We start from the raw sequence: 14,622 nt of genomic DNA on the forward strand, positions 1-14,622 counted from the left end.
TCTAATATGACAAAGGAGTTTGTTGATGTTTTAGTGATTGGTGCAGGACCGTCTGGATGTGTCTCGGCATCGTATCTTTTTAAAAACAATGTTAAGGTAAAAGTTGTAGAAAAAACGAAGTTTCCGAGACTTGTGGTAGGCGAAAGCCTTATTCCGCGTGTAATGGATCATTTTGCAGAGGCTGAATTGTTTGACGCTCTTGATGCAATGAACTTCGAAAAAAAATTAGGCGCACGTTTTATTAGAGGCGAAGAAATCTGCAATTTTGATTTCAGCGTAAAATTTGGAGAAGGTTGGGATTGGACTTGGCAAGTTCCAAGAGCTGATTTTGACAATACAATGGCTCAGGAAATTATTAGAAAAGGAATTGACCTAGAATTTGAAACAGAAGTTTTGGAAGTTTCTTTTGAAGGGAAAAATTCAAAAACTATTGTAAAAGATAAAGACGGAAATCTAAAAGAAATCCATGCTAAATTTATCATCGACTCAAGCGGATATGGACGCGTATTGCCAAGACTTTTAGATTTGGATACGCCTTCAAAATTAGATCCGCATTCTTCTATTTTTACCCATGTTAAAGATATTAATAGAGAAGAAGGAGTAGAGGGAACTCAAATTTCATTTGATATTCTAGAAACTGAGGTTTGGCTTTGGGTAATTCCATTTTCAAACGGAAATACTAGTTTAGGGGTTGTGGGACCAACAGATTTCATCAATTCGCTTTCTGAAAATAAAGACAATGCTGAGGCTTTACGAAATGCGATTCAGAAATCGGATTATTATATCAAAAGATTTAAAGGAACAGAATTTTTGTTTGAGCCAGTTAAATTAGAAAACTATTCTAGAGCCGTAAAAAGAATGTACGGCGATGGTTTTGCTTTAACAGGAAACAGTTCTGAATTCTTAGATCCGGTTTTCTCTTCAGGAGTTGCTTTTGCAACCGAATCTGGAATGCTGGCAGCTAAATTATATTTGAAAGAATCGCAAGGAATCCCTGTTGACTGGGAAGTAGAATTTACCCAATATATGAAACGCGGAATTGCAGTTTTTACCACTTATGTACAAGAATGGTATACTGGAAATCTACAGACGTTATTTTTCCATCAGCCGGAGAATCCTGAAGTGAAGGAAAAAATATGTGCGGTTTTAGCCGGTTATGTTTGGAACGAAGAAAATTCATTCGTCAAAAAACACGATCACGTAATTGCTAATATGGCGTATTTACTGAATATGCAAAAAGAACAAAGCCCTGAATAATCAGGGCTTTTTTTTATTTATATGCTTTTTTCGCTATAAGTTTAGACATTGTTTTCGCTGTTTTTGCAAATCCTTCGCCAATTCGAGTTTCATTATTAAAATTGCTTCCCCATTGATCTCCTGGAGCCTCTTCACTGTTAATTTCTAACAAGACGTTTGATTTGTTAGCTGTTTCAACAAATTTTAAATTGGTTGTTACTTTTGCTGGCTGTTTCATAATTCCAGCATCCCAGCCTGGATAAATCCAAACTGCCTGTACAATTAAAGTATAAGGAGTATTTAATCCTTCCTGAAAGTTTAATTCTTTCTTCTCTTTAGTCAATACAATGTTTGCAATTTCCAAAAATTTTGGAGTCCATATTTGATCTTTTGCCACAATCCATCTTTTTTCCCAAAGATTTCCATTTCCTTTTGCCTTCTCGTCTAGATCTGCTTTGTGTTCTTTTACATATTGTGCTTCAGATTTTTTTTCTTTCATCATAGTAAAATTACTATAATCAAATACGGTATTGATTTCTTTTTGATCTTTTAAAAAGTCAAAATTGCCTTGAACAATATTGATGTCCTGAGCAAACATTGCTCCTGAAATAAAGAAGCACGCAATAATTAGTTTTTTCATTTTTTGGTTAATTGAGGTTTATTTTTTAGGCTCTAAAAGTAATCAAAACGATGAATATATAATTTATTTCATATTAAAGTTTCTCCTTATTTTGCTTCAAAAACAAAAAAAGAGATTCCAAAATTGAAATCCCTTTTTTAAAATTTGAATAACATTGGACTTTACAATCCGAAAATCTTATCCATTACAATCCATTTTTGTCCTGGTTTTGCCCAAGGAAGCGCTTGTTGGAATTTCCACATTAAAGTTTCCCATTCCTGAACTTTTTCGTTTGCAGCATCGGCTTGATCTTTCTTTTCGAAAGTAAAATCGGCATCTGCTTCGATAATCATGAACAATCTATTTCCTGTGCAGTAAATATCCAGAACTTCAATTCCAGAATCTTTAATGCTTTTTTTAATTTCTGGCCATACATTTTCGTGCAGTTCTTTGTATTCTGCAATTAAATCTGCGTCATCTTTTAAGTCTAACGCAAGATAAAATTTTTGAGTTGCCATAATTTTATTTTTGTTGGTAAGCTACAGCAGTTTGTTTGCTTGTGCCCAAACCTTCAATTCCTAATTCGATTACATCGCCCGCTTTAATGTAAATTGGATTTGGTTTAATTCCCAAACCAACTCCCGGAGGTGTTCCTGTACTAATTACATCGCCAGGAAGTAATGTCATAAACTGACTTAAGTAATGAATTAAAAATGGAATTTTGAAAATCAAGTTTGAAGTATTACTGTTTTGGAACGTTTTTCCGTTTACAGTAAGCCACATTTTTAAATTGTTTACATCACTCACTTCTTCTGGAGTTGCCATAATTGGCCCAAGCGGAGCAAAAGTGTCGTTTCCTTTTCCTTTAGCCCATTGTCCACCACGCTCCAATTGGAAAGCTCTTTCGCTGTAATCATTCAAAAGGCAATATCCAGCAATGTAGTTTGGCGCATCTTCTTCAGAAACATAACTTGCTTTTTTACCTACAACAAATGCCAATTCTACTTCCCAGTCTGTTTTTTCACTGTTTTTTGGAATGATCAAATTGTCATTTGGTCCGCATAAAGAAGTGGTAGACTTAAAGAAAATAATGGGTTCTGTCGGAATCGCAGCACCAGTTTCTTCACAGTGATCAACATAGTTTAATCCGATGCAGATAATTTTTGAAGGGCGTGCCACTGGCGAACCTAAACGAATTGAATCGCTTACTTCTGGAAGTGCAGGGTTGTTTTTTAAGGCTTCTTCTAATTTTTTTAATCCGTCATTTTCAAAAAAAGCTTCGTTGTAATCTGTTACGATAGAAGAAACATCATATCTTTTATCATTTAGTACAACGCCTGGTTTTTCTTTTCCTTCTTCTCCAAATCTAATAAGTTTCATAATCTTTATATTTTTTAGTAATATTTTTTTCCGCCACGAATTCACGAATTTTTACAAATTATAATTCGTGAAATTTGGAATTATTTTTACGCAGATTTCACAGATTTTTCAATCATTTTAATTCGTGAATTCGTGGCTATTTTTTCGCACAGATTTGAACTCTTTAATCTGTGGCTATTTCTTTTTTTAGTTATTCAATTTAATAAAACCTCCATCAATTGGGTAATCAGAACCGGTGATGAAAGAAGATTCATCGCTGCATAAAAATAAAGCCAAAGTTGCGATTTCATCTGGTTTTCCCATACGGCCGATTGGCTGTGATTGAGATAGTTTTTCGAAAATTTCTTCTTCTTTTCCTGGATAGTTTTTAGCAATAAATCCGTCTACGAAAGGCGTGTGAACTCTCGCAGGAGAAATAGAATTACATCTGATTTTATCGTGCAAATAATCTTTTGCAACAGACAAAGTCATTGCCATAACAGCACCTTTTGCAGTCGAATAAGCAAAACGATCAGGAATTCCGACCCAGCACGCGATTGATGCTAAGTTCAAAATAACGCCTCCGCCAGAGTTTCTTAAAGCTGGAATCGAAGCATGAAGACAGTTGTAAACTCCCTTTACGTTTACATTCATGATTTTGTCAAAATCAGATTCAGAAGTAGTGTCTACTTTTCCAACGTGAGCAATTCCCGCATTGTTTACCAAAATATTGATATTTCCGATTTTATCGAAAGCAGATTTTACCTGTTCGTGGTTTGAAACGTCGCAAGCATGAGCAAAAACAGTTCCTCCGTTTGATTTGATTTCTTCCACCGTTTCTTTTGCGCTTTCTTCTGTTAATTCTAAAATATGAACTTCAGCTCCTTGTTTAGCAAATAAAACAGAAATCGCTCTTCCAATTCCGCTTCCGCCTCCTGTGATAATTGCTTTTTTATTTTGTAATGAAAACATACTTATATGTGTTTAATGATTTATTTTAAAATTTAGATTATAAAGATACTCCGCGTTTCCACGGAATAAAATCGTCTTGGTTTAATTGGACTGCTTTCGGAATAATATCTCCGCTTGCCGCTTTGATGCAATATTCTAAAATTTCTTCGCCCATTTCTTCAATAGATTTTTCACCGCTAATGATTGGTCCGCAGTCAATATCGATAATATCTTTCATTCTAGTCGCCAAAACAGAGTTTGTAGCGACTTTAATTACAGGACAAACCGGATTTCCAGTTGGAGTTCCCAAACCTGTTGTAAATAAAATTAGAGTTGCCCCAGAAGCTGCTTTTCCTGTTGTTGCTTCCACATCATTTCCTGGCGTGCATACCAAACTTAAACCTGGTTTTGTAACCAATTCGGTATAATCCAAAACATCCACGACAGGAGAAGTTCCTCCTTTTTTGGCCGCTCCCGCGCTTTTTATAGCATCGGTAATTAAACCGTCTTTGATGTTGCCAGGAGACGGATTCATATGGAAACCTGAGCCTACTTTATGAGCCAGTTCGTCGTAAGATTCCATTAAATGGATGAATTTTTTAGCGTTATCTTCTGTAATACATCTGTCGATTAAGTTTTGTTCAGCACCACATAATTCTGGGAATTCAGCCAAAAGAATTTTTCCGCCTAAAGCAACCACTAAATCTGAAGTATAACCCACAGCAGGATTTGCAGAAACACCGCTAAAACCATCGCTTCCCCCACATTTTACGCCAATGCATAAATCGCTTAAAGGAGCATCCGTTCTTTCGTATTTGTTGATTTCGATTAAACCTTCAAAAGTCTTTTTGATGGCGTTTGTAATCAGAACTTCTTCGCTTTCTGTTTGCTGTTGTTCAAAAATAAACAACGGTTTGTCAAACTCTGGATTTTGTCTTTTTACATCATTTACAAAATCCTGAACTTGCAAATGCTGGCATCCTAAACTCAAAAGTGTGATTCCGCCAACGTTTGGGTGATTGGCGTAAGAAGCCAATAAAGCACTCAAAGTAGATGAATCTTGACGTGTTCCGCCGCAACCGCCTTGATGATTTAAGAATTTAATTCCGTCGACATTTTCAAAAACACGTTTGTTTTTCGGAGTCGGATTCAATTCAATATTAATATCGTTAATATCATTTCCGTTCAAATAACTTTCCAGCAATTCGTGCGTAAATTGATTGTATTTGTCTGTCACCGCATAACCCAATTGCTTGTGCAATGCTTCTTTGATGACATCAAGATTTCGGTTTTCACAAAAAACAGTCGGAATAAAAAGCCAGTAGTTTGCTGTTCCAACGCGTCCGTCTTTTCTTTTGTACCCTTTAAAAGTTCGGTTTGCAAACTTCGAAACATCTGGCGCATTCCATTCGTAAGAAGCGTTTCTGTAAGCGTAAGGATCTGCGGCGTGTTTTAAGTTTTCGGTTGTCATCAAACTTCCTTTTGCCACATCGTTTTGCACTTTTCCGACCAAAACGCCATACATATTCACTTCTTCGCCCTGCTTCATGTCCTGCATGTAGAATTTATGTTTGGCTTTGATAAGGTCTTGCAAAACGTAAGTTTCATTTTCAAAATGAATCGATTCGCCTTTTTGAAGATCGGTTAAGGCAACCAATACATTATCATCTGGATGCAGTTTTACGACCAGTTTTTTTGTTGTATTCTCTAACATTGTGCTGTTGTTTTTTCTTTTTTTTTTTGATGTTGCCGCCTCATTTTAAAAATCAAATTAACACTTTGATTTCTATAGAATTTGGGCAGTTAACGAAAAATAAAATTAGCTTTTTTATGCATTCAATATTAGTCTAATATTATCTGTGTATAATCTTTAATTATCTTTGCAGTATGAAATTGGAACAAACTAAAATAACGTCTTATCTCAACACAAAAGTTTCGGTCCTGAATCGGATTGAACCATTTTTTCAGGCGCCTTTTCATTCGCATCCAGAACTGGAGTTGGTGTATGTGAAAGAGAGTTTTGGAAAACGAATTATCGGAAATTCGGTAATGCCTTTTGAGCCTGGAGATATGGTTTTTTTGGGTTCTGATATTCCGCATGTATGGTTGAATGATGAAAAATATTATCAGGGAATTGAAGATTTAAAAGCCAATTCTATAGTCGTATATTTTCATAAAGACATTTTCGGACCAACTTTTTACGAATTAAAAGAAACCCAAAAAATCAACGATCTCTTTTTTCAGGCAGGAAAAGGGATTTCGATTATTGGAAAAACGAATAAACAGATTGCTAAAAAACTGGAAAAATTAGTTTCTAAAAAAGACTTCGAAGTAATTGTTGGACTTTTTGAAATTTTGTCTATTCTCTCTGATAGTCAGGATAAGATTTATATTAATGACGAAATTTATTCTCTGATGCAGAAAGATTCGAAAGTTGACCGACTTTCGGAGGTTTTTCAATATGTCAATAAAAATTACAAGAAGAATATTTCCTTGGAAGAAATTGCCGCTGTGGCAAATATGACACGGACTTCTTTCTGCAGAATGTTTAGAGTAAAAACAAAAAAGAATTTTGTGGATTATCTGCATGAAATCAGGATTTCGAATGCTTGCAAATTGCTTTTGGAAACTGATAAAAGCATGTCTGAAATCGCTTATGCTTGTGGGTATAAAACGGCATCTAACTTTAATAAACTTTTCAAGAAGTGTAAAGGAATTACGCCTTCGGAGTTTAAAAATAGTGCTATATAATTTTGAAAAAAAATAGCCACGAATTCACGAATTAAAATGATTAAAATCCGTGAAATTTGCATCAAAAAGGACTGTAAATTTCACAAATTACGATTTGTAAAAATTCGTGAATTCGTAGCGAAAAAATTTGCAAAAAAAATTAGATAGATCGATCTAAATGCGTGTAACCGCCATCTACATAAATAATCTGTCCAGTAGTGTGGCTTGATTTTTCAGACAACAAGAAAACAACCATATTCGCAATTTCTTCTGCGGTTGTCATTCTGTTTTCTAACGGAATATTTTTGGTAATCGCGGCTAGTTTTTCTTCTTTATTTTCGAAAGTATTAATCCAGGTTTCGTAAAGAGGTGTATAACATTCTGCCACAATTACGGCGTTTACACGAATGCGGTATTTTAATAATTCAACAGCCCATTCTCTGGTTAAGGCATTTCTTCCTCCGTTTGAAGCAGCGTACGCTGAGGTTCCACCTTGACCCGTTTCGGCAGTTTTAGAACCAATGTTTACAATTGCTCCTTTCGATTCTTTCAAATACGGAAGAGCATGCTGCGCCATTAAATAATAATGCACTAAATTTTTGTGAAGAGAAGCAGCAAAATCTTCATAATTTCCGTTTTCTAATCCAACGCCGTCATTAACTCCGGCATTGTTTACCAATCCGTCAATTCTGCCGAATTTGGCGATTACGGCTTCAACGGCTTTTTTGCAGTCTTCAGGTTTTGTTAGATCAGCAGCAACTTGATGTGCTTCTTTTCCTATGGCTTTTAATTCTTCTACGGCTTTGATGTTATCATTTTCGTTACGACCAACGATAAACGGAATTGCATTTTCTTCGGCTAGTACTTTTACAATTCCTAAACCAATTCCTTTTGCACCTCCCGTAACGATAATGATTTTTTGGGTTAATGATAACTGCATGACTTTTATTTTAATTTAAATATTGTTTAATTTTTCTAACACATAGAATTATAGCTTTACTTTATCTATAAAGGCATTTCATTTTACTTCAATTCACATAGTTCTATGTGTTCAAATCTAGATTTGTTTTTTTTCTCTTTTCAGCTCATTTTAAAATCTATGGTTCTATGTGTTTAATTTTTTTTGCCACAGATTTAAAGGATTAGAAGGATTTATGAATTAGATTGTCACCCTGAGCGAAGTCGAAGGGCGCTCCAATTTGACGTGGGCTTCGACTTCGCTCAGCCTGACAAAAACGTAGATCATGAAATCATTTTAATCTGTGGCTACTTTTTTTTCAACGAATATACTTTAAAAATTTACAGCTGTTGTTCATGACAAACAACAGCTGTAAAAAGAGAGAATTGAACTGATAATTTATTACCAGAACTTAACGTAAAGCGCAACAATAATCAATAATGTAATTACGATTAAAACTGTTGTTTGCGGTTTAACTTTGAACATTCCAGGTTCTGTCTCGAATGCTTTAGGGTTTACTTTTGGTCCAGCGAAACTTATTAGAATCATGGCAATCATTGTAAATAAGAACGATAATCCCATACAGATGTGGAAAGGAATTTCGAAAGCTCCTTTTCCGTTAGCATAAGCTGTATATAAAAGTGTGTCGTTTCCAAATAAAGCTGGAGCGTATTCGTTGAATAAAACTGATAATAAGAATCCTAAAATTACCCCAACGATTGCAGCTGTTCCAGTAGTTCTTTTCCAGAACATACCTAAGAAGAACATCGCAAAAACTCCAGGACTAATAAATCCAGTGTATTTTTGGATGTATGTAAATCCTCCAACACCACCAATTCCTAAGATATCATTCCATGTAAATAGAACTGCTAAAAGCATGGCAACAAAAACGGCAATACGACCGATGTTTACTTGTTGTTTTTCACCAGCTTCTTTTTGGATGTATTTTTTATGAACGTCTAATGTATAGATTGTAGAGATACTGTTTACTTTTCCAGCAAGAGACGCAACAATTGCAGCAGTAAGTGCGGCAACAGAAAGCCCTTTTAATCCAGTTGGAAGGAATGTCAATACAGCAGAATAAGCTCCATCTTTTCCTCCAACTAATTGTGGCAAGTGTCCGTTTGTGTATAAAACATAAGCAGCAATACCAGGAAGCATTACGATTAATGGCATTAATAATTTTAACATACCAGCAAATAAAATTCCTGTGCGTGCAGTCTGCAAGTCTGCTCCAAGAGCTCTTTGTGTAATGTATTGGTTACATCCCCAATAGTTCAAGTTGATGATCCAGATACCAGCAGCGTAAGATAACAATCCAGGGAAGGTTAAATATTTATCGATTTCCAACTGAGAAGAAGTTGCAGTTGGTTTTGGAATGATCATTTTGAAATGCTCAGGAGCTTCTTTCATTAAAACTTTGAAACCAGCAATTGCATTTTCGCCAACACCGAAATATTGTCCAACAGTTGTAAGAGCAATATAAGAAGTTACCAAACCTCCAATGATTAATACCGCAACTTGAATAACGTCTGTATAAGCCACAACCTTCATTCCTCCAAGAGAAATAAATAACGCAAAAACAGCTAATCCGATCATGATTACGTGAAGGTATTCTCCTCCTGCAAGACCGTTAATGGCAACAGCTCCTAAATATAAAATAGAAGTTAAGTTTACAAAAACATATAAAAACAGCCAGAAAACTGCCATGATAAGAGCAGTAGACTCATTGTAACGTGTTTTTAAGAATTGTGGCATCGTGTAAATCTTATTTTTAAGATAAACAGGAATAAACCATACGGCAACAATAATAAGAGCAACGGCAGCAAGCCATTCGTAGGCAGCAACAGCGATTCCTAAGAAGAAACCTTCACCGCTCATTCCGATAAATTGTTCTGCAGAGATGTTAGAAGCAATAAGAGAAGCTCCAATTGCCCACCAAGTTAAATTTCCTTCAGCCAAAAAGTAAGCTTTGGCATCATGTTCGTCCTGTTTACGTTTGCGGTAAACAGTGTAGCCATAGACCGAGACTACGATAAAATAAATAATAAAAACCGCATAGTCTGCGAAAGCGAGGTTTTGGTTCATTGTTAGTAGTATTTTAAATAATTATTATAGGGTTGTTTGTTTATGTGGTTTAAATCAGTTTTTGTGTTATTAAATCTTGTTAAAAATGCAAGATGTGTTTTATTTCTGTTATTTTTTTGCGAAAATAAAAGCAGAAGCCAAATGTAAAATAAAAATTTAGAAATCAACCATTATGAAATGTGTTTTTTACATTTATTGTTTGATTATTATGTTAAATTTTTATTTTTTGGCTTTACTGCCACATTTAGAACACTACGCTTTTACAAGACTTTTGTAGTGTACATCTGAAAGCTGTCTTAAAATTTCAGCGCTTTTTTCAGGTGTAATATCACGTTGCGATTCGCCCAGCATTTCATATCCAACCATAAATTTCTTTACAGTTGCCGATCTTAACAACGGCGGATAGAAATGCATGTGGAAATGCCATTCTGGATGTAATAAGCCATCTGTTGGAGATTGGTGAATTCCTGAAGAATACGGAAATGAAGTGTTAAATAAATTGTCATACTTCGTTGTAAGCTGCTTTAAGATTTTCGCGAAAGCGGTACTTTCTTCAGCAGTAAAATCGGTGATTTTGTTTACGGCTCTTTTGCTTATAATCATGGTTTCGTATGGCCAGATTGCCCAAAACGGAACTAATGCCACAAAATGATCATTTTCGATTACGATGCGATCGCCCACTTTCAATTCAGCTTTAACATAATCTTCTAATAAGGTTCTCTCGTTTTTATCGAAATAAGATTTTAAGCTGTTTTGTGTTTTTTCAACCTGAGTTGGCAATGAAGACTGAGCCCAGATTTGACCGTGCGGGTGCGGGTTGCTGCAGCCCATAACGCTTCCTTTGTTTTCAAAAATCTGAACGTGGTTGATGAATTTAATATTTCCTAAATCGGTATATTCTTTCTGCCAAGTTTTAATGATGTTTTCGATATCTGCAATTTCCATTTCTGGCAAAGTCAGATCGTGTCTTGGTGAAAAGCAGACTACTCTCGAAATGCCTTGTTCTGGTTTTGCCTTAAAAAAAGTATGTTTAATATCCTCTTCAAAAATAATTTCGTCCTGCTTCATGGCTGCAAAATCATTTTCAAAAACAAAACTGTTTTCGTATTGTGGATTATTCATTCCGTTGGCACGAACATTTCCTGGACACAAATAACAAGTTGGGTCGTATTTAGGAAGTTCTTCAGTCGAAATAGTTTCGTTTTGTCCCTGCCAAGGGCGTTTTGCACGGTGAGGAGATACCAAAACCCATTCGTTGATTAATGGATTAAAGCGTCTGTGCGGATCTTCGTTAATGTCAAAATTTTTCATTGTACAGTGTGGTTTTAAAGTAGCGTTGTTCCGTTAGAGATTTTTACATCATAGAATTTTAATTCAATTCCAAATGTATCTAAATAAAGCTTTGAAAACTTACGCTTAACCTCATTTTCATGTCCTTTTTTAACTAAATTGATAGTGCATCCTCCAAAACCACCACCCATAAGTCTTGAACCAATAATGGCATTATCTTCTTTTGCGGTGTCAACAAGCATGTCTAATTCTTCGCAGCTTACCTCATATTCTTGAGATAAACCGTAATGTGTTTCAAAAAGCAATTCGCCTAAAAGTTCAATGTTTCCTTGGTCTAAAGCTTTGCAGGCTTTAATAACGCGATTGATTTCTTTTACAACAAAATGAACTCTGCTGAAAACTTTTTCGGTCATTTTGTCTTTCAAGCTTATAACTTGCTCTTCGGTCGCATCTCTAAAACTTTTTACTTCTGGGAAATAGCTTTTTATAATAGATAAACCTTCTTCGCATTCGATTCTTCTAGTATTATATTCTGATGTAAAAAGCGAATGTTTTACATTAGAATCAAATAAAATCAGAGAATAATCTTTGAAATCGGCATTGTGATATTCAAAATCTAAAGTGTTGCAGTCTAATTGAATTACTTGGTTTTCAAGACCGTGAACGCTTGAGAACTGATCCATAATTCCGCAGTTGATGCCAACCCAGTGTTCTGCTTTTTGTCCTAATAATGAAATGTCTTTTTTCTCGATTTTTAAATCAAAAAGAGATTTGATTCCGAAAATCATTCCGCATTCTAAAGCTGCTGAAGAAGACAATCCAGAACCAACCGGAATATTGCTGCTGAAAACGCAGTTGAAACCGTCAAAAGAAAATCCGTTGTCTTGCAATTGTTTAATTACGCCACGAATATAATTGGTCCAAACCACATCGCTCAGTTTTACTTCTTGAGTCAGATCGATTTCAAATTCTTCGTTTAAATCGATAGCAATTATTTTGGAAGTTTTGGTGTTGTTTTTTTCAAAAGCAAAACAAATCACTTTGTCGATTGCGGCAGGCAAAACATAACCATCATTATAGTCAATATGCTCTCCAATGATGTTAATTCTACCTGGAGAAAGTACCGTTTTTTGAGGAGAAGACCCGAAAGATTTCTCAAAAAAAGCAACGGTATTTTGTATTAAAATATCATTCATTATAGTTAGTTGTATGGTGTTTTTTGGAATTATTAATTTAAACTTTCAAATTTATAAAGCGTTTTCTGCGTGTATTCTTCGCCTTTTTTCAAAACCGCATTTGGAAAATGAGCATGATTTGGAGCGTCTGGGAAATTTTGAGTTTCAAAGCAAATTCCGCTTTGCGCATTATAATCTACATTTTCTTTTCCTTTTAGTTTTCCGAAACAATTTCCGCCTACATATATATGCACACTTGGCTGATCGGTATAGACATTCATTCTCAATTTGTTTTTTAAGCTGATCAATTGTCCGACAATTTCAGTTTTAGAATTCACGACAAACGAATTGTCAATAGGAAACGGACAATTTTTAGGTGTTCTAAAATCAAAATCATGATTGGTTAAATCGGTAAAATTTCCTGTCGGAATATTGTCTGAATTTGTTTCCAATATTTTAGCCGATTTGATAAACATTTGCTGTTCTAAAACATTTCCGTCATGTCCATCAAGGTTGAAATAACTGTGATGCGTCAGATTGATAATAGTATCTTCTGTTGAGGTCGCTTTATATTCTAGTTTTAATTCATTTTCTTCAGTCAACGTATACGTTAAATAAACCGTCATTTCTCCAGGGAAATTTTCCTCTAAATGCTCACTCAAAAGGCCAAAAGTAAGAGATGGGTTTTCGCCAGAACTTGCATTAACTACGCTCCACACTTTTCTTCCAAATCCCATTTCTCCGCCATGAAGTGTGTTGCCATTATTGTTTCCGCCCAACTGAAACTTTTTATCATTAAGACTAAAAGTTGCATTATGAATGCGTCCTGCATAGCGGCCCACTGTGGTTCCGAAATAAGGAGCGCTCGGCAAATTATAAGATTCTAAATACGCATCTAAATTATCGAAGCCTAAAACAACATCTACTTGTTTTCCGTTAACTGGAATTTGAATCGAAGTTACAGTTGCTCCATAATTGATAATCTGCACTTTCATTCCGTTTTTATTAACCAAATCAAAAGAATAAATTTCTTCCTTATTGGGCATTAAACCAAACAATTTGCAATTATGAATCTCTTTTAAATGCGATATGTGTTTTATTTTCATATAATTTTTACCAAAAATGAAATCCAAAAGTAGAAACATTTTTTATATTTGCATACCAGTACCTACCAGTTTCTAATTATTTAATAGTCAAAATGACTTTATCATGAGCATGATTTCAATTCAAAATAATATTGGTTTGCCAAAATACAAGCAGATTATTCTCTCAATCGAAAAAGCGATTGAAGAAGGAAATTTAATTAAAGGAGACCGACTTCCATCTGTTAATAAAGTCTGTTTGGCATTTTCATTATCTCGCGATACGGTCTTGTTGGCGTATGATGAATTGAAGAAAAGAGGCATTATTTATGCCATTCCCGGTAAAGGATATTACGTTAAAAGTATTGAAATCACTATAACTCAGAAGATTTTCCTGCTTTTTGATGAGTTGAATATTTTCAAGGAAGATATTTATAATTCGTTTTTAAAAAACATTGGTAAAAATGTGCAGGTCGATATTTTCTTTCATCATTTTAATGTTCAGGTTTTTAAAAAGCTGATACACGACAGTAACGGAAATTATACAAAATACATAATCATGCCGACGAATTTAAGCGATATTGCCGATTCGATAAAAACCCTACCAGTGAGTGATGTAATTATTTTGGATCAGACCAATCCAGATTTAAAAATGTTTCCAGCGATTTACCAAAACCATCAAAAAGATATTTACGAAGGTTTAATGAAAGGGAAATCCAGATTGGCAAAATACAAGAAACTAATTTTAATTTTCCCAGGTTTTAGAGAGCCGCCAGGAATGAAATTGGGTTTTGAATCGTTTTGCGAAACTTATGGTTTTGATTACGAAGTGATTTCAGATTTTGGCAATCAATCTATTGCATTAGGAGATTTGTACATTATTCCGCACGATCGGGATTTGCTTTTGGTAATAGAAAATGCAATGAGCAGAAATTTAAAGCTAGGAGAAGATTTTGGAATTATCTCTTATAATGAGACGCCATTGAAGAAAATTGCAGCAAACGGAATTACGACCATTTCAACCAATTTTGAATTGATGGGCAAGATTCTAGCCGATATGGTTCTGAAAGGAACAAAAGAGCAGATCGAAAATAAATCTGCTCTCATAGTTAGAAATTCTTTATAATATAATAG

The 14,622-nt window shown here is 34.9% G+C and carries 13 protein-coding genes; 3 read left to right on the top strand and 10 right to left on the bottom strand.

Annotated elements, in window-relative coordinates:
• The first annotated feature begins 6 nt into the window (after positions 1–6).
• A complete protein-coding gene (locus J7574_RS02790) occupies positions 7–1,257 on the top strand; it encodes an NAD(P)/FAD-dependent oxidoreductase (protein ID WP_290963901.1) in 1,251 nt (416 codons plus the stop codon).
• Between the two features lie 13 nt (positions 1,258–1,270).
• Here the strand turns inward: J7574_RS02790 and J7574_RS02795 are convergent, their stop codons facing one another.
• The 5 genes from J7574_RS02795 to J7574_RS02815 all read right to left on the bottom strand — a co-directional run bounded on the left by J7574_RS02795 (position 1,271) and on the right by J7574_RS02815 (position 5,879).
• The gene (locus J7574_RS02795; protein WP_290963904.1) at positions 1,271–1,876 is read right to left on the bottom strand and encodes a hypothetical protein; all 606 of its coding nucleotides are present in this window, start codon (positions 1,874–1,876) and stop codon (positions 1,271–1,273) included.
• A gap of 161 nt (positions 1,877–2,037) precedes the next feature.
• The gene (locus J7574_RS02800; RefSeq protein WP_290963907.1) at positions 2,038–2,373 is read right to left on the bottom strand and encodes an L-rhamnose mutarotase; all 336 of its coding nucleotides are present in this window, start codon (positions 2,371–2,373) and stop codon (positions 2,038–2,040) included.
• Between the two features lie 4 nt (positions 2,374–2,377).
• The gene (locus J7574_RS02805) at positions 2,378–3,235 is read right to left on the bottom strand and encodes a fumarylacetoacetate hydrolase family protein (protein WP_290963910.1); all 858 of its coding nucleotides are present in this window, start codon (positions 3,233–3,235) and stop codon (positions 2,378–2,380) included.
• A 186-nt stretch (positions 3,236–3,421) separates the two neighbouring features.
• Positions 3,422–4,186 carry an SDR family NAD(P)-dependent oxidoreductase gene (locus tag J7574_RS02810; RefSeq protein ID WP_290963912.1) on the bottom strand — a complete coding sequence of 255 codons (765 nt, stop codon included), beginning with the start codon at positions 4,184–4,186 and terminating at the stop codon, positions 3,422–3,424.
• 37 nt (positions 4,187–4,223) lie between these two features.
• Entirely contained in the window at positions 4,224–5,879 is a 1,656-nt protein-coding gene (locus tag J7574_RS02815) for a UxaA family hydrolase (RefSeq protein WP_290963914.1), read from the bottom strand.
• Between the two features lie 173 nt (positions 5,880–6,052).
• Between J7574_RS02815 and J7574_RS02820 the strand changes: the two genes are divergently transcribed.
• Positions 6,053–6,916: an AraC family transcriptional regulator gene (locus J7574_RS02820; RefSeq protein WP_290963916.1), complete on the top strand. Its 864-nt coding sequence runs from the start codon at positions 6,053–6,055 to the stop codon at positions 6,914–6,916.
• Between the two features lie 139 nt (positions 6,917–7,055).
• Here the strand turns inward: J7574_RS02820 and J7574_RS02825 are convergent, their stop codons facing one another.
• The 5 genes from J7574_RS02825 to J7574_RS02845 form a co-directional block, all read right to left on the bottom strand.
• Positions 7,056–7,835 carry an SDR family oxidoreductase gene (locus tag J7574_RS02825; protein WP_008465924.1) on the bottom strand — a complete coding sequence of 260 codons (780 nt, stop codon included), beginning with the start codon at positions 7,833–7,835 and terminating at the stop codon, positions 7,056–7,058.
• 420 nt (positions 7,836–8,255) lie between these two features.
• Positions 8,256–9,941 (bottom strand): sodium/sugar symporter, encoded by a 1,686-nt coding sequence (locus tag J7574_RS02830; RefSeq protein ID WP_290963918.1) that lies wholly within the window; start codon positions 9,939–9,941, stop codon positions 8,256–8,258.
• Positions 9,942–10,193: 252 nt separating this feature from the next.
• A complete protein-coding gene (locus J7574_RS02835) occupies positions 10,194–11,252 on the bottom strand; it encodes a UDP-glucose--hexose-1-phosphate uridylyltransferase (RefSeq protein WP_290963921.1) in 1,059 nt (352 codons plus the stop codon).
• Between the two features lie 14 nt (positions 11,253–11,266).
• A complete protein-coding gene (gene galK / locus J7574_RS02840) occupies positions 11,267–12,427 on the bottom strand; it encodes a galactokinase (protein ID WP_290963924.1) in 1,161 nt (386 codons plus the stop codon).
• 32 nt (positions 12,428–12,459) lie between these two features.
• Positions 12,460–13,512 (bottom strand): aldose epimerase family protein, encoded by a 1,053-nt coding sequence (locus tag J7574_RS02845; RefSeq protein ID WP_290963927.1) that lies wholly within the window; start codon positions 13,510–13,512, stop codon positions 12,460–12,462.
• 103 nt (positions 13,513–13,615) lie between these two features.
• Between J7574_RS02845 and J7574_RS02850 the strand changes: the two genes are divergently transcribed.
• Entirely contained in the window at positions 13,616–14,614 is a 999-nt protein-coding gene (locus J7574_RS02850; protein WP_290963930.1) for a GntR family transcriptional regulator, read from the top strand.
• Positions 14,615–14,622 lie beyond the last annotated feature (8 nt).

Origin of the sequence: Flavobacterium sp. (genome assembly GCF_017744675.1) — a bacterium.
Lineage (GTDB): Bacteria > Bacteroidota > Bacteroidia > Flavobacteriales > Flavobacteriaceae > Flavobacterium.